Raw genomic sequence first — 22,555 nt, forward strand, 5'->3', positions numbered from 1 at the left:
GACCAGCGTTGGGAGATCGACGTGGAGGATCAGATGTCCTTCATCGTGCCTTTTGGCAGAACGGTGGCCACCGACTGGCGCTGAACATTCACCGTGTTGCCCTCGGACACCTCCACCTTGATGAAGTTGTCGGTCACCTGGGTGATCTTGCCCACCAGGCCGCCCTGGGTGACGATCTCGTCGCCCTTGTTCAGGCCATCCACCATCGCCTTGTGTTCCTTGGCGCGCTTGCTCTGCGGGCGGATGATCAGGAAGTACATGATCGCAAAGAAGATCACGATCATGATCAGAAACTCGATGAAACCGCCTCCGGCGGCCTGGCCCTGCTGGGCATACGCGTCGGAAATCAGGAAGTTCATGCGTGGGACTCCTTAGCAGTTGACAGATCGACAGGGTTTGGGCCCTTGAAAGGCCGGCATTATGGCATAGACCGTGGGGTTTGCGCGCGTCGCCCATGGAACTCGGCCACCCAGGCGCCCAGCTGCCCCTGAGCGATGGCCTCGCGCATCTCCCGCATCAGGGTCTGGTAGAAGTACAGGTTGTGGATGGTGGCCAGACGACTGGCCAGCATCTCGTTGCACTTGTCCAGATGCTTGAGATAGGCACGGGAGTAGTTTCGGCAGGTGTAGCAATCGCAATGGGGGTCGATGGGCCCGGTGTCATCCCGAAAACGGGCATTGCGGATGCGCATCACGCCCTCGCGGGTGTAAAGGAAACCGTTGCGGGCATTGCGGGTGGGAATCACGCAATCGAACATGTCCACCCCTCGCCGCACCGCCTCGACGATGTCCTCGGGCCGCCCCACGCCCATGAGATAGCGGGGCCGCTGCACCGGCATGTGTGGCATCAGGCCATCCAGCACCCGGTGGCGTTCCTCTTCCGTTTCTCCCACCGACAGTCCACCGATGGCATAGCCGTCGAACCCGATCTCCATCAGGCCGTCCAGGGAGCGGCGGCGCAAGCCGTCGTACATGCCGCCCTGAACAATGCCGAACAGGGCCGATGGGTTATCGCCGTGGGCCTGGCGGGAGCGGGCCGCCCAGCGCAGGGAGAGCTCCATGGACTCCCGTGCCTGATCCTCGGTGGCCGGGTGCGGCGTGCACTCATCGAAGATCATGACGATGTCCGAGCCCAGCGCCCGCTGCACCTCCATGGACCGCTCAGGGGTGAGCAGGATGGGGGAGCCGTCCACCGGCGAGCGAAAGCGCACGCCTTTCTCGGTGATCTTGCGCAGTTCTGCCAGGGAAAACACCTGAAAACCACCCGAATCCGTCAGGATCGGCCTCTCCCAGTGCATGAAGTCATGCAGATCCCCATGGGCCTGGATCACGTCCGTGCCGGGGCGAAGCATCAGATGGAAGGTGTTGCCCAGGATGATCTGGGCCCCCAGGCCCTCCAGTTCCTCCGGGGTCATGGCCTTCACGGTGCCGTAGGTGCCCACGGGCATGAAGGCCGGCGTTTCCACCGTGCCGCGATCAAAGCGAAGCTGCCCGCGACGCGCAGCGCCATCCTGACCAAGTAACTCAAACTGCATCGCGCTGGGCCCCGCGTTGGGCAGTGATGAACATGGCATCCCCGTAACTGAAGAATCGGTACTGCTGACGTACCGCATGTTGATAGGCGGCCAGCACCGCCGCCTGGCCCCCGAAGGCACAGACCAGCATCAGCAGCGTGGACTGGGGCAGATGAAAATTGGTGACCATGGCATCGACGGCCCGGTATTCAAAGCCGGGGGTAATGAACAAGCGCGTGTCTCCCTCGAAGGGAATCAGTTCGCCACCGGCTGCAGCGGTCTCCAGACAACGCACGCTGGTGGTACCCACCGCCACCACACGCCCGCCGCGGGCCCGGCAGCGGGTCACCTGATCGCAGGTGTCCTGGGTGACCCGCACCCATTCGGCGTGCATCACATGATCCTGGGTATCGGCCACGCGTACCGGCTGGAAGGTACCGGCCCCCACGTGGAGGGTCACCGAGGCGGTTTCCACCCCTCGGGCACGGATGGCCGCCAGCAAGGCATCATCGAAATGCAGACCCGCCGTCGGGGCGGCCACGGCACCGGGCTCCCTGGCAAACACGGTCTGGTAGCGCTGCCGGTCTTCCTCGGTATCTTCCCGGGTAATATAAGGTGGCAAGGGCATATGACCGTGCCGTTCCAGTTGATCCAGCACCGGCGCATCGAAAACGAGCACGAACAGATCCCCGTCTCGACCTTCCACCGTTGCCTCCACCACGCCCTCCAGGCACAGCCGGGTACCGGGCCCGGGGGCCTTGCTCGCCCGCACATGGGCCAAGGCCGCCTGTCGACCGGTGATGCGCTCCACCAGGACTTCCACCTGCCCGCCCGTCTCCACCTTGTGGCCCTTGAGGCGCGCCGGGATGACGCGGGTGTCGTTAAACACCAGCAGGTCATCGGGAGACAACAACTCTGGAAGATCACGGATCTGCCGGTCCGCCAGTTGTCCAGTTGGCCCATCCAGGCACAGCAGACGGGCCCCGCCGCGATCGGGCAGCGGGGCCTGGGCAATGAGTTCCTGAGGGAGGAAAAAGTCGAAATCGCGGACTTGCATGGCGCGCGATGGTAGCAGGATTGGGGCCAGGGGGCGACTGAGGCATGGGCACCCTCACCCCAACCCCCCTCCCGCCAGCGAGAGAGGGGCTCTGCCCCATGAGAAAAACCCCAAAGCTCCCTAATGGAATGGTCCGCCCATGCCGAATCCACCCACAAGGGCTATCCTTGCCCCAAGATTATCACTATAATGACGGATTGGATTCAGCCGGGATGGCGGAACTGGTAGACGCGCCGGACTCAAAATCCGGTTCTGGCAACAGAGTGCGAGTTCGATTCTCGCTCCCGGCACCAAACGAATCCAGCCCAAGCGGCACACCGTGGAATAGGCGGGTCTTCGAGCGGACCTGAGCACAGTAACGGTTCACCGCTTCGAGATCCGGGGGCCCAGTGCATTACAGGCACGTGTTCGTGATCAGTGCCCCTCCCTTCCTACTCTTCCACAGGTCATCACATTGAATCAGGAAAACCTTACCCCAGCCGCGTTTGCGGCGCTGGGCTTGCCCGCATCCATCCTTAAATCCCTTGACGAGAGCGGCTACGAAGAACCCACGCCGATCCAGGCTCAGAGCATCCCCGTGCTGCTCTCCGGCCAGGACCTGCTGGGCCAGGCGCAGACCGGCACCGGCAAGACGGCGGCCTTCGCCCTGCCGCTGCTGGCCAAACTGAACCCCAATGTCCAGTATCCTCAAATCCTGGTACTGGCCCCCACCCGGGAACTGGCCATCCAGGTGGCAGAGGCCTTCGAAACCTACGCCCGGCACATGCCCGACTTTCACGTGCTGCCCATCTACGGTGGGCAGTCCTACACCGTGCAGCTGCGGCAGCTCAAGCGCGGCGCCCAGGTGATCGTGGGCACGCCCGGCCGGGTCATGGATCACATGCGCCGAGGCACACTGCGCCTGGAAAACCTGACCGCTCTGGTACTGGATGAAGCCGACGAGATGCTGCGCATGGGTTTCATCGACGATGTGGAATGGGTGCTGGAACAGACCCCATCCACCTGTCAGCTGGCGCTGTTCTCCGCCACCATGCCCGACGTGATCCGCAAGGTGGCCCGCAAGCACCTGAAATCTCCTCAGGAAGTGCGTATCGCCTCCACCACCAGCACGGCGTCCACCATCCGTCAGCGCTATTGGCGGGTCAGTGGCCTGCACAAGCTGGATGCCCTCACGCGCCTGCTGGAGCATGAAGACTTTGATGCCATGCTGGTGTTCGTGCGCACCAAGACCGAAACAGTGGAGCTGGCCGAGAAGCTGGCTGCCCGCGGCCATGCCTGCGAACCCCTGAACGGTGACATCCCGCAGAACCTGCGCGAGCGGGTGGTGGAACGCCTCAAACGCGGCCAGCTGGACATCGTCGTGGCCACCGATGTGGTAGCGCGTGGTCTGGACGTGGAGCGCATCAGCCATGTGGTCAACTACGACATCCCCCATGACACGGAATCCTACGTGCACCGCATCGGTCGCACGGGGCGCGCCGGTCGTCCGGGTGAAGCCATCCTGTTCGTGGCACCCCGCGAACAGCGCATGCTGCAGGCCATTGAACGGGCCACGCGCCAGCCGATCGAGGCCATGCACATGCCCACCACCCGCGACGTGAACGAACGTCGCGTGGAACGCTTCCGTCAGCAGATCGCCGACACCCTGGGTGGCCAGGACCTGGAGTTCTTCCAGAACCTGGTGGCCGAGTACGTGAAGGAAAATGATGCCGACCCCATGAACGTGGCAGCTGCCCTGGCCCATATGGCCCAGGGTGACACCCCGCTACTGCTGGATGAGAGCCGGGAAATGCCCCGGCCTGCACCGGAACGAGGACCCCGCAAGGGCCGCGAGCGGAGCATGGACGGTGGTCAGCGTCCGCCCAAGCGCAAGCGCGAAGGTGGCGGCGGCCGTGGACAGGCAGTGGATGAGGGCATGCAGCGCTTCCTGGTGGACGTGGGTCACCAGCACGGCCTCAAGCCAGGTAACCTGGTGGGCGCCATCGCCAATGAGGGCGGGCTGGACAATTCCCATATCGGCAAGATCGACATCAGTGAAGATCACGCCACCGTGGATCTGCCTGCGCAGATGCCCCCGGCGTTGCTGAATCACCTGAAGAAGGTATGGGTCTGTGGTCAGAAACTGGGGCTGCGCCCCATCAATGACGCTTCCCCGGACCGTGGTGCACCTCGTCGCTTCAACGCCCCTCGCAAGGCAGGTCCACGTCGGCAGGCCCGGCGGTCCTGATCCATCGGGCCTGATGCCCTGATGAGCCCTTCTCCCCCTGAGGAAGAAGGGAGTGTTTGTGGCCGAACCTGAGTTTTAAAGGGCCGCTCACCATCGGTGAGCGGCCCTTTTTCTTGGGTGCTTCATCCGGCATCCAGGCATCAATCTTTCTTGGGATGATTGATAAAAACAATCATGTTGCGCATTTCGGGGAAAGGTTTATAAGGCTCGCTCAGACACCATGATCCTGGAGATCCGATTGACATGAGCCTGTCCCACGACGCCGTGATGGCCGACGATGACGAACCCGCCTTTGACTGGAAGGATGAAGAATCGCCCAAGCGACTCTCCGCCCGCCGCTCCCTGGAGTTGTACCTGGAGCGCAAGGCCCTGCGCCGCCGCCTGGAGGACGCCTTCGACGACGGCCCCCTGAACGACGGAGAATGGGACTGGCACTAGGCGTCTCCGTTCACGCCCCTTCCCCCAGCAATGCCATCAGCGCCGCCTCGTCCAGCACCGGCACCCCCAGCTGTTCCGCCTTGTCGCGCTTGGAGCCGGCGGCCTCCCCGGCGATCACGCCGGTGGTCTTCTTCGACACACTGCCCGACACCTTGGCCCCCAGCGCCCGCAAGCGGGCGCCGGCCTCATCCCGGGTCATGGATGACAGGGTGCCGGTGAGCACATAGGTGCAACCGGCCAGCGGCTGATCCTCTTCCGATGGCTGGGCAGCCGGTTCGTGCTCGTCCCAGCGCACGCCGGCCTCTCTCAGGGCTTGAATGACCTGGCGATTATGTTCCTGGGCGAAAAATGCCGATACATGCTCGGCCACCTTGGGCCCCACATCCGGCACCTGCATGAGGGCCTCGGTATCCGCCGCCATCAGGGCATCCAGGCTGCCGAAATGGGCCGCCAGGCCCCGGGCCGTGGCCTCGCCCACCTCGCGAATGCCCAGGGCAAAGATGAACCGGGCCAGCGTGGTCTGCTTGCTCTTCTCCAGGGCGTTCACCAGATTGGCCGCCGATTTCTCGCCCATGCGCTCCAGGCCCGCCAGGGTGGCGGCATCCAGGGCGTACAGGCCATCCACATGGTCCACCAGGCCCTGGTCCACCAGTTGCTCCACCAGCTTGTCCCCCAGGCCCTCGATATCCAGAGCCCGGCGCGAGGCGAAATGCTTGATGGCCTCGCGACGCTGGGCACCGCAGTAGAGCCCGCCGGAGCAGCGGGAAACCGCCTCCCCTTCGGGCCGGACCACCGATGAGCCGCACACCGGACAGGTGTCGGGCATGACGATGGCGCGGGCATCGTCGGGGCGGCGCTCCTTCACCACGCCCGCCACCTCGGGGATCACATCGCCCGCGCGGCGCACGATCACCGTGTCGCCGATGCGCACGTCCTTGCGCAGGACCTCGTCCATGTTGTGCAACGTGGCATTGCTCACGGTCACGCCCCCCACAAAGACCGGTTCCAGTCGGGCCACCGGCGTCACCGCCCCGGTGCGGCCCACCTGGAATTCCACATCCTTGAGCACCGTGATCTGCTCCTGAGCAGGGTATTTATGGGCGATGGCCCAGCGCGGCGCCCGGGAGACGAAGCCCAGTTCCTGCTGCAGGCGAAGGGAATTGACCTTGTACACCACCCCATCGATCTCGTAGGGGAGCGAATCCCGGGCCGCGCGGATCCGCTCGTAGTATTCCAGGCACCCCTCGCCGCCGCTGACCACGTCACGCTCCGGGCATACCCGCAGGCCCCAGCGGGCCAGTTCATCCAGGGTCCCGCCCTGGGTATCGCTCAGGCTGCCTGTCTCCACCTGCCCCACGCCATAGGCAAAGAACGACAGGGGGCGCTCAGCGGTGATCCGGGGGTCCAACTGCCTCAGGCTGCCGGCAGCGGCGTTACGGGGATTCACGAAGACCTTGCCACCGCTCTCCCGAGCCCGGGCGTTCAGTTCCTCAAAACGAGCCTTCTCCATGTAGACCTCCCCGCGAATCTCCACGCGGGGCGGATGATCCTGCCCCTGAAGCCTCAAGGGGATGGCACGAATGGTGCGGATATTGGAGGTGATGTCCTCGCCCGTGGTGCCGTCCCCCCGGGTGGCTCCCCGCACCAGCTGGCCGTCCTCGTAGAGCAGGCTCACCGCCAGGCCATCCAGTTTGGGCTCCACCGCATATTCCAGGGTGTCGTGGGTATCCAGGCGTTCGCGCAGGCGCTGATCGAAGGCCAGCACTTCGGCTTCCTCGAAGGCATTATCCAGAGACAGCATGGGCAACAGATGGCGGGCCTCGGGAAAGCCCTCCAGGGGGGAGCCACCCACCCGCTGGGTGGGCGAGTCGGGCGTGACCAGGTCGGGATATTCTGCCTCCAGGGCCTGCAACTGGCGCATCAACTGGTCATAGGCGGCATCCGGTATCTCCGGGTCATCCAGGACGTAGTAGCGGTAGTCATGATGATCCAGCTGGCTGCGCAGGTCCGCCGCCTTCTCCCGGGCGGCCTCGGGTACGGCATCATTCATCGGCGTCACTTGCGATCACAGCCCCCTGCGCAGCTTCCACTGCCGGATATCCTCCCGGGTGTGCTGGTTGCCCTGGGGCGTCACTGCGCTGCGGGAGGCATCCAGCACCTGTCCGTTCAGGCGTTCCGCCAGCTTCTCGGCACAGGTAAGCATGGCATCGAAGCTTTCCAGGGGATCACAGGGCCCCGGCAGGCGCAGGAACAGGCTCACGCCCGGGGTGGTGAATTCGTCCATGGTCTCCGGGTCGAAGGTGCCCGGCTTGACCATATTGGCCAGGCTGAACAGGGTGAAGTTGCGCTGACCGTCGGAAACGTTCAGATGATAAATACCCAGATCACCATGCTGCAGGCCCATGTCGGCCAGGGCCGCCTGCAGGTTCACCCCCAGAAACCGATCCTGATTGGGGGCCACCACATGCAGGACGATGATCTTGTCATCGGCCTCCGGCTGCGTGGCGGACCCGGCTTCGTTCTCTTCGGCCAACGCCGCGTCCGATTGACTCGAGTCGGCCTTCCTGCCCCGGAAAAACTGGCCCAGGTCGGGCATGCGAGGCGCCTTGATGGCGGGCATGGAAGGCTTCGGTAGGCTGCCCTTGAGTCGGGCAAGCAGACTCGACTTCCCGCCACGAGGGCGCCGGCTTGCGCCACCGTGGCTGCGGGAGCGCGTCGGCCTGGCCGGGCGCTCGGCGGGCACGGACTCGACCTTTTCCGAAGCGGGAACCGGGTCCGGCGAAGTTTCCTGGCCCCAGGAGGGCTCGGCATCGTCCTTGCGGGGCTCATCACGGTGAACCACCCGCACCTTGCCCACGCCCACCTCGTCAAAAACGGGTTCCTCGCGCTGCGACGCCAGGGGATCCTCATCCACGGACTGCCCCTCTCTCCGCGAAGACGACGGCGTGAAGCCCTCGTCGGCACGAATATGCACGTGCTCCAACTCATCGGCATCAATCCCGTCGTCGTCCAGATCACGGGGACGACGCGGCTGGCGGACGCGCCCGGCCAGGTAGATCCCGGCCAGGATCATGATCCCCAGTAACAGTAGAATCCAACGCAACGTATCCATCTCCCCGGTCCTGTCTCTGTATTCGGTTTCAAAGGGTGCCGTGCCGATCAGCCAATGGCCATCTGCGCCGCCTCTTCCACATCCACTGTGACCAGCCGCGACACACCCGGCTCCCGCATGGTCACGCCAATGAGTTGATCGGCCATTTCCATGGTGGCCTTGTTGTGGGTGATGAAGATGAACTGCACCCGTTCCGACATCTCCCTCACCAGATCACAGAAACGACCCACATTGGCCTCGTCCAGTGGCGCGTCCACCTCATCCAGCATGCAGAAGGGTGCCGGGTTGAGCTCGAAGATGGCAAATACCAGGGCCACTGCTGTGAGCGCCTTCTCACCACCGGACATCAGATGGATGGTGGACAGGCGCTTGCCAGGGGGGCGCGCCAGCACTGCCACCCCGGTGGTGAGCAGATCATCGCCGGTCATCTCCAGGTGAGCCTGGCCGCCCCCGAACAGGCGTGGGAACATCTCCTTGAGCCGCAGGTTCACCCGTTCAAAGGTTTCCCGGAACCGGGAGCGTGTCTCCCGGTCGATGCGCTGGATGGCATTTTCCAGGGTTTCCAGGGCCTCCACCAGATCCGCGTACTGATTGTCCAGGTACTGTTTCCGCTCGCTCTGCTCCCGGTATTCGTCGATGGCCGCCAGGTTGATGGCCCCCAGGCGCTGGATACGCTGGGCCAGCTCATCGGCCCGCGACTGCCAGGCCTCCACGCCGGCCTCGGCGTCCAGTTGTGCCAGCAGGGTGTCGGCTTCGAACCCGCTCTCCTGCAATTGTTCCAGACTGGTCTGCCTTCGAACCTTAATCTCCTGCCAGGCCATGCGCAATTCATCCAGGCCCTGGCGCAGGGATTCGGCCTCCCGCTCCTGGGTGACCCGCGCCTGATCCGTCTCGCGCATCCGCGCCTCCAGAGACTGCACCTGGGCTCGTGCCCGGGCCAGTTCGTCCTCCAGGGCCACGCGCTCGCCGACCAGGGTCTCCAGGGTGGTTTCCAGTTCCAGGATGGGCTCGCCGGAGGCGTCCAGGGATTCGCGCAGGGTCTCCAGGCGCAGCTCCAGTTGCGAGGCCTGGCTGCGCATGCGGGTGAGGCTCTGCTGGGTGGCATCCCGTGATGCCGTGAGGGACTGCACCTGCAGGGCCACCTGGTGAACCGCGTCGCGTCGCGTGCGGGCCTCGCTGCGCACCGCCTCCAGGCTTTGGCGCAAGGTGTCCCGTTCCGCATCCAGCCCTTCCCGCTCCCGGGCCAGGACCTCCATCTGTGACACCGCTTCGTTGCGCTTGCGGGTAGCCTGCTGCAGCGCCTGCGCGTCGCGTTCGCGGGTCTGACGGATGTCTGCCATCTCGTCGGAAACGCGCTGGATGCGGGTTTCCATCTGCTCCAGACGGGTCTGGCGGTTGCTGAGCTGGGCCTGCAGGTCGGACACCGTGCGGTGGGCCCCATTGACCTCCTGCTGCAGCCGATCCCGCTCGGCTTCCAGTTCACGCCGGGTTTCACGCTGATCCTCGATCAGGGTCTGGCGGGTATCGACGGCTTCCCTGAGTGTCTCGATCTCTTCCTTGAGGCTGCGGATCTCCTTGTCACGAGCCAGTAGCCCGGCGTGCTCGTCATGATCCCGGGCGATCCTCAGCCACCGGGGGCCCAACCACAGGCCCTCGGGTGTGATCACGGATTCGTGAGGCTCAAGACGGGGGCGCAGGGCCAGGGCGGCATCCAGATCCGGCGCGGTGTGAATGCCTCTGAGCAGGGTGTCCAGAGGCAGGCGGGTGGTGACCCGATGGGCCAGCAGGTCGCCCTTGCCGGTCTCGGCAGGGGGCTTCCCAGCCTCTTCAAAGAGAACCAGCTGCCCCTGCTCCAGGCTGCCGGTGACCCGGGCCACCGCCTCCAGGTCCTCCACGCAGACCGCTTCCAGGAAGGGTCCGAGCACGGTCTCGGCAGCCTTTTCCCAACCGGGTTCCACATCCAGAGCCTCGCCCAGTCGCGGCGCGCCGTCCAGGCCCTGGCCTTCCAGCCAGTCCACCAGGGTTCTGGTCTCTTTGCCCAGGGCCGCCTGCTGCAGCGCCTCCAGCGAGGCCAGCCGACCGCCGTGCGCCTGCAGGCGGCGGCGCCATTCTTCCAGTTCCGCCGCCTGGGTGCGGCTTTCATCCCGATTTTCCTGAATACAGTCTGCCGTCTCCCGAAGGGTGCCTTGCAGCGCCCGTTCCTGTTCCCGGGCCTGTTCCACCTCTTCGGCCACGGTATCGATCTCTGCTTGCAACCCCTCGGTGGACAAGCCCTTGAGTTCATCGTCCAGCCGCCCATGGCGGGCATCCAGCTGACCGATCTGGTTCTCCAGCTGCTCCAGGCGGGCGCGCTCCACCTGGGCCACCTGGCTGGGCTCGGCGGCGCGTCGATTGAAATCCTCCCAGCGCCCCTGCCAGTCGTTCATGGCCTGCTCGGCTTCGGAGAGGCGCTCATTGACCTCTTCCAGGGCCTCGTTGCCCACTTCGTGCTCGGGTTCCAGATCTTCCAGGGCGGCGAGCACGTCCACCAGGCGTTCTTCGTCGGCCTGGATATGCCCCGTGGTTTCTGCCTGGGCCTGTTCGGCCTGCTGCAGTTCCCGGGACTGGCGTTCCTGCATCTCCTTATGATGGCGTATGGACTGCTCGGTGCCGGAGATGTCGGCACCGAGACGGTAGTAGCGCCCCTGTACCTGGTTGAGGGTTTCGTTGGCCTCATGCAGGGCCTGGCGATCGCGTTCCAGGGCGGTTTCCTGCTGGCGCTGCGAGGCCACCACCTCTTCCAGGCGGGTTTCCTGGGTGCGCAGGGTCTGTTCGCGCCGCTGGGCCTCCTGATCCAGATCCCGCAGGCGAAGGGCCAGCAGTTCGGCCTTGACCCGACGTTCTTCGTCACGCAGGGACTTGTACTTCTCCGCCGTCTCGGCCTGGCGCTGAAGGTGCTTGAGGTGTTTTTCCACCTCGTCTCGCACGTCCTGCAGGCGCTCCAGGTTCTCGCGGGTGTGTCGGATCCGGTTTTCCGTTTCCCGGCGGCGTTCCTTGTACTTGGAGATCCCGGCGGCCTCTTCCAGGTAGACGCGCAGTTCCTCAGGCTTGGCCTCGATGAGGCGGGAGATCATGCCCTGTTCGATGATGGCGTAACTGCGTGGGCCCAGCCCGGTGCCCAGGAAGATGTCGGTGATGTCCCGGCGGCGGCAGCGGGTGCCATTGAGGAAATACTGGGATTGCCCGTCGCGGCTCACGCGACGCTTGATGGCAATCTCGTTGTATTGGGCGTACTGGCCGCCCAGACCGCCGTCGCTGTTGTCGAAGACCAGTTCGATGGAGGCCTGGCCGACGGGTTTGCGGGAGGAGGATCCATTGAAGATGACGTCCTCCATGGAATCGCCACGCAGGTACTTGGCGGAGGATTCGCCCATCACCCAGCGCACGGCGTCGATGGTGTTGGACTTGCCGCAGCCATTGGGGCCCACCACGCCCACCCGGTTGCTGGGGAAGGGGATGGTGGTGGGGTCCACGAAGGACTTGAATCCGGCGAGCTTGATCTTGCTCAGACGCATGATGGACTGCCGAATCCAGAAGAAAACGCTAAACTATACGGCTTGTAACCCATGAACCCTCGATTCTCGCGGTGGCGCCCGGCGCGCCGCGATCAGACTGGATTGATACTGATGACCACCCAGCCCAGTAAGCAACTGGAAACCTTTGAAAACCCCAATAAAGCGCGTGATTATACCATTCGTATCCAGGTGCCGGAGTTCACTTGCCTGTGTCCCAAGACGGGTCAGCCAGACTTTGCTGAACTGCGTCTGGAGTATGTGCCCGATGAGCGCTGTGTGGAACTCAAATCGCTCAAGCTGTATGTGTGGTCCTTCCGGGACGAAGGTGCCTTTCACGAGGCGGTGACCAACCGCATCCTGGAGGATCTGGTGAAGGCGACTGCGCCCCGGTTCATGCGGCTGACGGCGGAGTTCAATGTGCGCGGCGGGGTATACACCACGGTGGTGGTGGAGCACCGGGACCCGCAGTGGGTGGCGCCTGAAGAGGTGAAACTGCCCTGAGTGCGGGGTCCGCTCGCCGGGGTTTGACTGTGGGGGGCACACTCCCCCGGGCTTGACTTCCGGGGACACAATCACCTGGATTTAACTTCGAGGCAACACTCTCCCGGGTTCAGCTTCGGAGGGTAGCCTCTTCGCGGGCGGCGGGTTCCTTACAGCGGGACGCCGTGAATACATCCCTGTAGGCTTGACCGCCGCTTCCATGCGGCGAACACCCGCTTACAGGAACCCGCCGCCCACGAAGAGGCGTTGAGATCGGGGCTTCCGGTTGCCGGCAAAAGATCCTGAGCCCCTCTCCCCGCCGGGGAGAGGGGTTGGGGTGAGGGGGAAGGGGCCACGACAGAAGCAGGAAACACCCGAACATGGCACACACCTATTGTCATCTCGGCATCGACATGGGCACCTCGGGGTGTCGCGGGGTGGCCGTCTCGCCTGATGGGGCGATCCTGGCCAGGCATCATGTCGCGCTGGAAAACCCTGTTCGCCAAGGGCCGGCCGTGGAACAGGATCCGGTCTTGTGGTGGAACGCCCTGCAACAAGTGCTTGACGAACTCGCGCGACGCTTGCCCTGCCCGCCCAACACCCTGGCGATTGATGGCACATCAGCCACCCTGCTACTGACCGATACCGAGGGCCGCCCTCTCGGGCCTGCAATGATGTACAACGACGCCCGGGCACGCCCGCAGGCCCACCGCATCGCCGCAGTGGCACCCAGTGACAGCGGTGCCCATGGGGCCAGTTCCAGCCTGGCCAAGCTCCTGTGGTGGCTGGAATACCACCCGGATCAGGCCGGGCGGGCCGCCCATGCCCTGCATCAAGCCGACTGGCTTGCCGGGTGCCTGACCGGCCGGTTTGGCCTGAGCGATGAGAACAACTGCCTGAAGCTGGGCTTCGACCCGGTTGAACGCGCCTGGCCAGCATGGCTGAACGCGATGGACTTACCGACCCATCTTCTCCCTCAGGTCTCACCGCCCGGCACCCCCCTGGCCCCCATCCGGCCCGACCTGGCCCGGCAACTGGGACTGCCGCGTGACCTTCAGATCATCGCCGGTACCACCGACAGCATCGCGGCCTTCCTGGCCACCGGCGCCGATCGCCCCGGCGAGGCGGTCACCTCCCTGGGCAGCACCCTGGCCATCAAGCTGCTCTCCGATCACCCCATCTTTGCCCCCCAATACGGGATCTACAGTCATCGTCTGCACGACCGCTGGCTGGTGGGCGGGGCCTCCAACAGCGGCGGGGCAGTGCTGCGTCAGCACTTTACCGATAAAGAGATGGCCGGGATGAAGCCACAACTGCGGCCCGAACAGCCCACCGGCCTGGACTATTACCCCCTGCCTGGCTTAGGCGAGCGCTTTCCCGTCTGTGATCCGGCCATGGCGCCGAAGATCTCGCCCCGACCGGAGGATGATGTGATTTTCTTTCAGGGACTGCTGGAGGGGATCGCGACCATTGAGGCGCAGGGATATGCGCTTTTGAGGGAGTTGGGGGCGCCGGCTCTGACCTCCATCCGCACCGTGGGCGGCGGCGCAGGGAATCCGGCCTGGACCCGGATTCGGGAGGCCCGGTGTGGTGTGCCCATGGTGGCGGCGAGGGAGACGGAAGCCGCGTACGGGGCGGCGTTACTGGGGGTAGGCTGACACACCCGGGATCGTGCCCGCCGCGCCCCTCACCCCAACCCCTCTCCCCGCTGCTGACGCCGCCACAGCGCCGCATAGGCCCCGTTGGCGGCCAGCAGGGCGTCATGGGTGCCCTGCTCCACCACGCGCCCATGTTCCAGCACCAGGATGGTGTCCGCATCCTCCACCGTGGACAGCCGGTGGGCGATGGCCAGGGTGGTGCGTTCCCGGGCGATCTCCCGCAGGGCCCCCAGGATGGCCTGCTCGGAATGAGAATCCAGCGAGGATGTTGCCTCGTCCAGCACCAGGATGGGCGGATCCTTGAGGATCACCCGGGCAATGGCAATACGCTGCTTCTCGCCGCCGGACAGTTTCAGGCCCCGCTCACCCACCACCGTATCGTATCCCTCCGGCAACCGCTGGATGAACGCCTCCAGGTGGGCCAGCCGCGCCGCCCGGTGAACCTCCTCCGGGGTCGCATCGGGTCGCCCATAGGCGATGTTGTAGTAGATGGTATCGTTGAACAACACCGTATCCTGAGGCACCACCCCGATGGCCGCCCGCAGACTGTCCTGGGTGACCTCCCGGACATCCTGGCCGTGGATGGTGATGCGTCCCCTGTCCACATCGTAGAATCGGAACAACAGACGTGCGATGGTGGACTTGCCCGCACCACTGCTGCCCACCAGGGCCAGTTTGTGACCCGCCGGCACCCGAAAGCTCACCTCGTGCAGGATCTGCCGATCCGCCCCGTAGCCAAAGCTCACCTCATCGAAGGCCACCTCGCCCCCATCCGGCACCAACGGCCGGGCGTCCGGGCGATCCACCACCTGCGCTGGCTGATCCATGAGCCGGAACACCCGCTCGATGTTGATCAGGGATTCGCGGATCTCCCGGTACACGAAGCCCAGGAAATTCAGGGGAATGAACAACTGGATCATGTAAGCATTCACCATCACCAGATCACCGATGGTCATGCTGCCATCCGCCACCTGAGTGGCCGCCATCACCATCATCACCGTGATCGCACCGGCGATGATGAAAGCCTGCCCGGAGTTCAGGGCCGCCAGGGACAGACGGTTGTGCATCCGCGCCGTCTCCCAGGCCTCCAGATCCGTGTCGTAACGGCGGGCCTCATACCCTTCGTTGCCAAAATACTTCACCGTCTCAAAATTGAGCAGACTGTCCACCGCCCGAGTGTTGGAGCGGTTGTCCATCTGATTGGCCTGGCGCACGAAACGGTTACGCCATTCGGTCACCACCACCGAGAAAGCAATATAGATGGCCACCGCCACCACCACGGTGACCGCAAACCCGGGGCTCAGGAAGACGAACAGGATCACCGCCACCATGGCGATCTCCAGCAGGGTGGGCAGGATGTTGAACAGGGTGAAACGCAGGAGGAAACTGATGCCGGTGGTGCCACGCTCGATGTCCCGGGCCAGCCCCCCCGTGCGGCGGGACAGATGAAAACCCAGGTCCATGCGGTGCAGATGCTCGAACACCCGCAACGACACCCGGCGCATGGCGCGCTCCGCCACCCTTGCGAACACGGCGTCCCGCAATTCCGAGAAAAACACCGACCCGAAACGCAGCAACCCATAGGCCACCAGCAGGGCCACTGGCACCACCATCACGGCTGTCTCGGGAGAAGACTCGAAATGATCGACGATGTACTTCAGGGCCACCGGCACGGCCACATTGGCCAGTTTGGCCAGGGTGAGCAGGACCAGAGCCAGGATCACCCGCCCCCGGAACTCCATCAGGTAGGGGATCAGGCTGAGCAGGATACGCCAGTTCACCCGCTGATCCGAATAGGCGTAATCGGAACGGTATCTCACCGGGTCAACAGCGACTGCAGGCTCATGAAGGGCACCTCACGCGACCCCGCGTCGCGGGGCCTTCAGCACTTTTGAATAGATACTTATAATGAAAAACCGTAAAGCTTGTCAGGAAGCGAAGCATAGGGCAATAGCCAGGGGCCCTGATTCCTGGGCGCCCACGTGCCTTTTATCAATGAAATACTCAAAACAGCCCCCACGGCTGTTGTTTTAGACCACGCATGTCAATAGTCTGTCGCAAACCCCTCCCCCTTTCCCCACAGGTAGATCTGCATGACCTTCAGCCTGAATCAGCATGGCATCAGCGTGGCGAAAGTGCTGCGCAACCCCTCCCCCGCCGTTCTCTACGAAGAGGCCCTCGCCCACGAACACGGCACCGCCATCTCCTCCACGGGCGCCCTGATCGCCCGCTCCGGCGACAAGACCGGTCGCAGTCCCAAGGACAAGCGCGTGGTCTCCCACGATCATATCAATGATGACGTCTGGTGGGGTTCGGTCAACGTGGGCCTGGAAGCGGCCAGTTTCGATGCCCTGCGCACCCAGGCCGTGGATCACCTGAACACCTGTTCGCGACTCTATGTCATCGATGGATTCGCTGGATGGGATCCCCGCTACCGGGTGCGTATTCGTGTGATCTGCGAACGGGCCTATCATGCCCTGTTCATGCGCAACATGCTGATCCGCCCGAGCCAGGAAGAGCTGGATAATTTCGGCGACCCCGACTACGTGATCTACAACGCCGGACGCGCGTCGGCAGACACCAGCATCCTCGGCGTGAAGAACCCCACCAGCGTCAGCCTGTGCTTTGCCCGGGGTGAATTCGTCATTCTGGGCACCGAATACGCTGGGGAGATGAAGAAGGGCGTGTTCACCATCATGAATTACATCATGCCCAAGCAGGACGTGCTGTCCATGCACTGCTCCGCCAACGAAGGCACGGAAGGGGATGTTTCCATCTTCTTCGGCCTTTCAGGCACGGGCAAGACCACCCTTTCCGCCGACCCGGATCGCTATCTCATCGGTGATGACGAGCACTGCTGGTCCGACCAGGGCGTGTTCAACATCGAGGGCGGTTGCTACGCCAAGGCCATCAATCTGGACCCCAAGGCCGAACCGGAGATCTACAACGCCATCCGCTTTGGCGCCGTACTGGAGAACGTGGTCTACGACAAGGACACCCGCGAGGTGAATTACGAAGACAGCTCCCTCACGGAGAATACCCGCTGCTCCTATCCGGTGGAATTCATCCCCAATACCAAGATCCCCTGCACCGGTGGACATCCGCGCAATCTGGTGTTTCTCACCTGCGACGCCTTCAGCGTGCTGCCCCCCGTCAGCCGCCTCACCCCCGCCCAGGCCATGTACCACTTCATCAGCGGCTACACCGCCAAGGTGGCCGGTACGGAAGTGGGCGTGACCGAGCCCGAAGCCACCTTCTCTGCCTGCTTCGGGGCGCCCTTCCTGGTATGGCATCCCACCCGCTATGCCGAACTGCTGGCGGAGCGCATCCGTGAGCACGACGTGCGCGTGTGGCTGGTGAACACCGGCTGGAGCGGGGGCCCCTATGGCGTGGGCAAGCGCATGAGCATCGCCCACACCCGCGCCATCATCGATGCCATTCACGATGGCTCACTGGAAAAGTCGGACACGGTGGAAGACCCCATCTTCGGCGTGCAGATCCCGACCACCTGCCCCAACGTGCCCGACGAGGTGCTGATCCCCTCCAACACCTGGGAAGACAAGCAGGCCTATCAGGACACGGCCGCGAAACTGGCCATGCTGTTCCACAACAACTTCAGGACCTATGAGGACCAGGCCAGCGAGGAGATCCGCCAGGCCGCCCCGCGCGTGCCGGAAAGCGTCGGGTAAAAAAGGGGCCCCTCTCCCCGCAGGGGAGAGGGGCTTGCGCAAAAGGGGACGCAGACCTTGTCAGGGGCAGTCGAACGAGGCTTCCAGGAAGTCTTCCAGGCCCCTGACGTAATCCTCTCCAGTGCGCATGAAGCCATCGTTGTGCCCGCCGCGCATCTCCAGCACCGACAACGCCCGCGCACTCCCCGCTGCCTGCTTCAAACGCTCCAGATGGCCATGGGGCACGATCTCGTCGTCGCGGCTGTGGGCCAGCAACACCGGGGACTCCACCTGCTCCAGGGCACGGCGGGTGTCATACTCGAAGCGCAGCAGGGTGCGCACCGGCACCCAGGGGTAGAGATCGGCACCCAGCTCCGGGGCGCTGGTGAATGCGGATTCCAGAATCAGCGCCCCCGGCTGCACCCGGGCGGCCGTGTGGGCGGCCACCGCCGCGCCCAGGGAGCGTCCGAACACCACCACTTCATCGGCGGCGTAGTCGCGCTCCTCCAGCAGGTGTTGCCAGCCGGCCAGGGCATCCAGATAGGTGCCCTCCTCCGCGGGGGAACCGGAACTCTTGCCATAGCCCCGGTAGTCCAGGATCAGCACCGAGAGCCCCAGCCGGTGGAAGATCTGCAGGGATTCCAGGCGATGGCTGATGTTGCCGGCGTTGCCATGCAGGAACAGCAGCACGGGTGCCCGGCATTCATCAGCCCCCGCCTCATTCCGATCCCCGGCGCCCTCCCGGGCCGGGATGAACCAGGCATGCAGGCGCTCACCGTCCTCGGTGTCCAGCCAGACTTCCTCGTAGGGCAGCCCCGCGTCCGAGGGTGAGCCGGCGTGGGCCGACAGGGGGATGTAGACCATCTGCCCCTGGGTGAAATACAGCATGCCCACGAAGGCCCCGTAGGCCCCCAACCCGATCAACACCACCATCATCAATGTACGCATGGTGGCCAGTGTACTCAGGCCGAACGCGGGGGCCAAGGCATCGACAGGGATCTCAGCCGAGCCATTGCCGCAGACGCTCCAGCGCCGCCTCCAGCACCGGGATATCACGGGTGTAGGCAAATCGCAGATGCTGACTGGCCCCGTGGCGGCCAAAGTCGATGCCCGGCGTGACCGCTACGCCCGCTTCCTCCAGCAGACGCTCGGCCAGCACAAAGCTGTCCTCGCCCCAGGCCGTGCTGTTGCCGTAGATGTAGAAGGCGCCTTCGGGCGTCACCGGCACCCGCAGACCCAGGGCGCGCAGGCCCGGCAGCAGCACGTCCCGGCGCTGACGGAAGGCCTCGCGGCGTGCCTCCAGGATCTCCCGGCAGGCCGGCGTGAAGGCTGCCAGGGCCGCGTGCTGGGCCGGGGTGGACGCGGCCAGGAACAGGTTCTGTGCCAGCTTGTCCAGTTCACGCACATAGGGTTCCGGCGCCACCACCCAGCCCAGACGCCAGCCGGTCATGCCGAAAAACTTGGAAAAGCTGTTGATCACGAATACCTGATTCGACAGACCCGCGGCCGTCATGGGCCGCTCCCCGTAGACCAGCCCCTGATAGATCTCATCCACGATCAGGTTGCCGCCCTGGGAACGGGCAAAGTCGATCATGGACTTGAGGCTGTGGGTGTCGGTGAGGGTGCCGGTAGGGTTGGAGGGGGTGGCCACCATGGCGGCGGCGGTACGCTCCGTCCAGGTATCGGCCAGATGATCCGGTGTGAGTTGATAGGCCGTATCCGGCCCCACGGAGACCCCCACTGGTTCCCCCTCCATGGCGCGCACAAAATGCCGGTTACAGGGATAGCCGGGATCGGCCATGATCACCTGGGCGCCCGGGTTCACCAGCACGCCCATCACCAGTAGCAGTGCCCCAGAGGCTCCTGGCGTGATCACGATGCGTTCCGGGGGCACATGGGCCCCGTATTCATCCTGATAGAAACGGGCAATGGCCTCGCGCAGGGCGGGCAAGCCCGTGGCCGGGGTGTAATGCGTGTGACCATCGGCCAGGGCCTGACGACCCGCCTCGACGATGGGCGCCGGGGTGGGAAAATCCGGCTCACCGATCTCCAGGTGGATGATGTCCCGCCCCTGGGCCTCCAGACGCCTGGCCCGGGCCAGCAGGTCCATCACGTGAAAGGGCTGGATGTCCGCCATACGGCGGGCCACGGGCATGTTCGGGGTCATGGGTGGAGCCTAGCCTGCCTCGGGTCGCATGTGGGGGAAGAGCAGCACATCCCGGATGGAGGGGGAGTCGGTGAACAGCATCACCAGTCGATCGATGCCGATGCCCTCGCCCGCCGTGGGCGGCATGCCATGCTCCAGGGCGCGCAGATAGTCGGCATCGAAATGCATGGCCTCGTCGTCGCCGGCCTCCTTTTCCTGCACCTGCTGGCGGAAGCGCTCCGCCTGATCCTCGTAATCGTTGAGCTCGGAAAAGCCATTGGCGATCTCCCGCCCGCCCACGAAAAACTCGAAACGATCCGTCACGAAGGGATCGTCGTCATTGCGCCGGGCCAGGGGCGAGACTTCCGTGGGATAAGCGGTGATGAAAGTGGGATTCTGCAGACGCGATTCCGCCGTCTTTTCGAAGATCTCGATCCACACCTTGCCCAGACCGTAGCCATCCTTGAGGGGAATGCCCAGCCGCTCGGCCACGGCGCGGGCCCTCTGCTCGTCTTCCAGATCCGCGGCGGTCAGATCCGGGTTGTACTTGAGGATGGCCTCCTTGACGGTGAGGCGCTCGAAGGGCTGGCCGAAGTCGTAGGTCTCGCCCTGGTAGTTCACCGTGGTGGTGCCCAGCACCTCCTGGGTGAGGGTGCGCAGCAGGTCCTCGGTGAGGTCCATGAGCTCGTGATAAGTCACGTAGGCCTCATAGAACTCCAGCATGGTGAACTCGGGATTGTGCCGGGTGGACAGGCCCTCGTTGCGGAAATTGCGGTTGATTTCATACACCTTCTCGAAACCGCCCACCACCAGACGCTTGAGATACAGCTCCGGGGCAATGCGCAGGAACAGCTGCATGTCCAGGGCATTGTGGTGGGTGGCAAACGGCCGCGCCGTGGCCCCGCCGGGGATGGACTGCATCATGGGGGTTTCCACTTCCAGGAAGTCCCGCGCATTGAGGTAATTGCGGATGCTCTGGATGATGCGCGTGCGGGTGCGGAAGATCTCCCGCACCGGCTCGTTCATGATCAGATCCACATAGCGCTGGCGATAGCGGGTTTCCATATCCGACAGGCCATGAAACTTCTCCGGCAGCGGCCGCAGGGACTTGGTGAGCAAGCGCAGGCTGTCCACCTTCACGGAAAGCTCGCCGGTCTTGGTCTTGAACAGCGTGCCCTCGGCGCCCAGGATGTCACCCACGTCCCAGGCCTTGAACTCCTGATAACGCCCTTCGGGCAGTTCATCTCGCTGCACGAACAACTGAATGCGCCCGGACATGTCCAGCAATTGGGTAAAGCTCGCCTTGCCCATCACCCGCTTGGCCATCATGCGACCGGCCACGGCCACACGGATGGGATTGCTCTCGAACCATTCCGGCTCCCGCTCGCCATACTCGGCATGCAGCTCGCCGGCCATCACGTTGCGGCGAAAGTCATTGGGGAAGGCTGCGCCGTTGTCTTCGCGCAGCTTGCCCAGCTTCTCCCTGCGCTGGGCAATGAGCTTGTTCTCGTCCTGGGTGTGGTCGTTCATCAGTCTGCCAATGGATTGCTATGTAACGGGATGACGCGGCAACACTGCTCCGCGGAATAGGGGGCGAGCGGCATCAAAGGCCGCTCTTGAGGCTGGCCTCGATGAACTGGTCCAGATCCCCATCCAGCACCGCCTGGGTGTTGCCCACCTCAACGCCGGTGCGCAGGTCCTTGATACGGGATTGGTCCAGCACATAGGAGCGGATCTGGCTGCCCCAGCCGATGTCTGCCTTGCTGTCTTCCATGGCCTGCTTTTCCGCATTGCGCTTCTGCAGCTCCAGCTCATAGAGCTTGGCGCGTAGCTGGCTCATGGCAAAGTCCTTGTTCTTGTGCTGGGAACGACCGTTCTGACAGGCGGTGACCACACCGGTGGGCAAGTGGGTGATACGCACGGCGGATTCGGTGCGGTTCACGTGCTGACCCCCGGCGCCACTGGCCCGGTAGACGTCGATGCGCAGATCCGCCGGGTTGATCTCGATGTCGATGTCATCGCTCACCTCGGGGGATACGAACACGGAGGTGAAGGAGGTGTGGCGGCGGTTGCCCGAGTCGAAGGGGGACTTGCGCACCAGCCGGTGCACACCGGTCTCGGTGCGCAGCCAGCCGAAAGCATAGGGGCCCTCGAAACGCACCGTGGCACTCTTGATGCCGGCCACTTCACCGGCGGAGGCCTCCATGAGTTCGGTCTTGAAGCCGTGGCGCTCGCCCCAGCGCAGGTACATGCGCAGCAGCATCTCCGCCCAGTCCTGGGCCTCGGTGCCGCCGGAGCCGGCCTGGATCTCCAGGAAGGCGGCGGAGTCGTCCATCTCGCCGGAGAACATGCGCTGGAATTCCAGGCCGGCAACGGTGGACTCGTATTGATCCAGATCCGACTGGACGGACGCAACGGTGTCCTCGTCGCCCTCGGCCTGGGCCATCTCCAGCAATTCCTGGGCATCATCCAGGCCACCGCCGATGCGCTCCAGATTGTGGACGATGCCTTCCAGGTGGGAACGCTCCTTGCCCAGGGCCTGGGCCTTGTCGGGGTCGTTCCAGATGTTGGGGTCTTCCAGTTCCCGGTTCACTTCCTCCAGGCGTTCGCGCTTGGTATCGAAGTCAAAGATACCCCCTCAGGGCATCCACACGCCCTTGCAGATCCTTGATGTGGGTAAATAGCGGGTTGAGTTCCAGCAT

The 22,555-nt window shown here is 64.2% G+C and carries 16 protein-coding genes and 1 tRNA gene; 6 read left to right on the top strand and 11 right to left on the bottom strand.

Translation table 11 applies throughout. The features are described from left to right. Positions 1 to 29: 29 nt before the first annotated feature. Genes yajC through queA form a run of 3 tightly spaced genes read right to left on the bottom strand, consistent with a single transcriptional unit; the run spans position 30 to position 2,570 of the window. Entirely contained in the window at positions 30 to 359 is a 330-nt protein-coding gene (gene yajC, locus ECTHA_RS0103215) for a preprotein translocase subunit YajC (RefSeq protein WP_025282041.1), read from the bottom strand. Between the two features lie 59 nt (positions 360 to 418). Further along, entirely contained in the window at positions 419 to 1,534 is a 1,116-nt protein-coding gene (gene tgt, locus ECTHA_RS0103220) for a tRNA guanosine(34) transglycosylase Tgt (RefSeq protein WP_025282042.1), read from the bottom strand. Continuing rightward, positions 1,524 to 2,570: a tRNA preQ1(34) S-adenosylmethionine ribosyltransferase-isomerase QueA gene (gene queA / locus ECTHA_RS0103225; protein WP_025282043.1), complete on the bottom strand. Its 1,047-nt coding sequence runs from the start codon at positions 2,568 to 2,570 to the stop codon at positions 1,524 to 1,526. Before queA ends, tgt begins: the two co-directional genes overlap by 11 nt. Before the next feature lie 206 nt (positions 2,571 to 2,776). Here queA and ECTHA_RS0103230 point away from each other — a divergent pair. The 3 genes from ECTHA_RS0103230 to ECTHA_RS0103240 all read left to right on the top strand — a co-directional run bounded on the left by ECTHA_RS0103230 (position 2,777) and on the right by ECTHA_RS0103240 (position 5,235). Next, positions 2,777 to 2,863 (top strand) — tRNA-Leu (locus ECTHA_RS0103230). 161 nt (positions 2,864 to 3,024) lie between these two features. Next, the gene (locus tag ECTHA_RS0103235; RefSeq protein ID WP_025282044.1) at positions 3,025 to 4,797 is read left to right on the top strand and encodes a DEAD/DEAH box helicase; all 1,773 of its coding nucleotides are present in this window, start codon (positions 3,025 to 3,027) and stop codon (positions 4,795 to 4,797) included. A 243-nt stretch (positions 4,798 to 5,040) separates the two neighbouring features. Next, positions 5,041 to 5,235 (top strand): PA3496 family putative envelope integrity protein, encoded by a 195-nt coding sequence (locus tag ECTHA_RS0103240; RefSeq protein WP_025282045.1) that lies wholly within the window; start codon positions 5,041 to 5,043, stop codon positions 5,233 to 5,235. Between the two features lie 10 nt (positions 5,236 to 5,245). Here ECTHA_RS0103240 and ligA read toward each other — a convergent pair whose 3' ends face one another. The 3 genes from ligA to smc are packed head-to-tail and all read right to left on the bottom strand — an operon-like array spanning position 5,246 to position 11,901. Continuing rightward, positions 5,246 to 7,285: an NAD-dependent DNA ligase LigA gene (gene ligA, locus ECTHA_RS0103245; RefSeq protein ID WP_026623497.1), complete on the bottom strand. Its 2,040-nt coding sequence runs from the start codon at positions 7,283 to 7,285 to the stop codon at positions 5,246 to 5,248. Between the two features lie 15 nt (positions 7,286 to 7,300). Further along, positions 7,301 to 8,338 (bottom strand): cell division protein ZipA, encoded by a 1,038-nt coding sequence (gene zipA, locus ECTHA_RS0103250; RefSeq protein ID WP_158407558.1) that lies wholly within the window; start codon positions 8,336 to 8,338, stop codon positions 7,301 to 7,303. Between the two features lie 56 nt (positions 8,339 to 8,394). After that, positions 8,395 to 11,901 (bottom strand): chromosome segregation protein SMC, encoded by a 3,507-nt coding sequence (gene smc / locus ECTHA_RS0103255; protein ID WP_025282047.1) that lies wholly within the window; start codon positions 11,899 to 11,901, stop codon positions 8,395 to 8,397. Between the two features lie 111 nt (positions 11,902 to 12,012). Here smc and queF point away from each other — a divergent pair, with 111 nt between their 5' ends. Together queF and ECTHA_RS0103265 are read left to right on the top strand one after the other, a co-directional pair. Then, positions 12,013 to 12,402 (top strand): preQ(1) synthase, encoded by a 390-nt coding sequence (gene queF / locus ECTHA_RS0103260; protein WP_025282048.1) that lies wholly within the window; start codon positions 12,013 to 12,015, stop codon positions 12,400 to 12,402. A 359-nt stretch (positions 12,403 to 12,761) separates the two neighbouring features. Continuing rightward, positions 12,762 to 14,039, top strand: coding sequence for an FGGY-family carbohydrate kinase (locus ECTHA_RS0103265; RefSeq protein ID WP_025282049.1), 1,278 nt, complete (start codon positions 12,762 to 12,764; stop codon positions 14,037 to 14,039). A 29-nt stretch (positions 14,040 to 14,068) separates the two neighbouring features. Here ECTHA_RS0103265 and ECTHA_RS0103270 read toward each other — a convergent pair whose 3' ends face one another. Beyond that, complete coding sequence (locus ECTHA_RS0103270; protein WP_025282050.1) at positions 14,069 to 15,859, bottom strand: ABCB family ABC transporter ATP-binding protein/permease; 1,791 nt, start codon at positions 15,857 to 15,859, stop codon at positions 14,069 to 14,071. A gap of 273 nt (positions 15,860 to 16,132) precedes the next feature. Here ECTHA_RS0103270 and pckA point away from each other — a divergent pair, with 273 nt between their 5' ends. Next, complete coding sequence (gene pckA, locus ECTHA_RS0103275) at positions 16,133 to 17,728, top strand: phosphoenolpyruvate carboxykinase (ATP) (protein WP_026623498.1); 1,596 nt, start codon at positions 16,133 to 16,135, stop codon at positions 17,726 to 17,728. Between the two features lie 60 nt (positions 17,729 to 17,788). Here the strand turns inward: pckA and ECTHA_RS0103280 are convergent, their stop codons facing one another. The 4 genes from ECTHA_RS0103280 to prfB form a co-directional block, all read right to left on the bottom strand. After that, complete coding sequence (locus tag ECTHA_RS0103280; RefSeq protein ID WP_025282052.1) at positions 17,789 to 18,655, bottom strand: alpha/beta hydrolase; 867 nt, start codon at positions 18,653 to 18,655, stop codon at positions 17,789 to 17,791. Between the two features lie 52 nt (positions 18,656 to 18,707). Then, positions 18,708 to 19,874 (bottom strand): pyridoxal phosphate-dependent aminotransferase, encoded by a 1,167-nt coding sequence (locus ECTHA_RS0103285; RefSeq protein WP_025282053.1) that lies wholly within the window; start codon positions 19,872 to 19,874, stop codon positions 18,708 to 18,710. A gap of 9 nt (positions 19,875 to 19,883) precedes the next feature. After that, complete coding sequence (gene lysS / locus ECTHA_RS0103290; protein ID WP_025282054.1) at positions 19,884 to 21,383, bottom strand: lysine--tRNA ligase; 1,500 nt, start codon at positions 21,381 to 21,383, stop codon at positions 19,884 to 19,886. 73 nt (positions 21,384 to 21,456) lie between these two features. Beyond that, positions 21,457 to 22,555 (bottom strand): peptide chain release factor 2 gene (prfB, locus tag ECTHA_RS0103295; protein WP_128571921.1). Its coding sequence is split into 2 segments (ribosomal slippage): positions 21,457 to 22,479 and positions 22,481 to 22,555, totalling 1,098 coding nucleotides; the frame shifts between segments, so codons are not numbered across the junction.

Origin of the sequence: Ectothiorhodospira haloalkaliphila ATCC 51935, assembly GCF_000633935.1 — a bacterium.
Classification (GTDB): Bacteria; Pseudomonadota; Gammaproteobacteria; order Ectothiorhodospirales; family Ectothiorhodospiraceae; genus Ectothiorhodospira; species Ectothiorhodospira haloalkaliphila.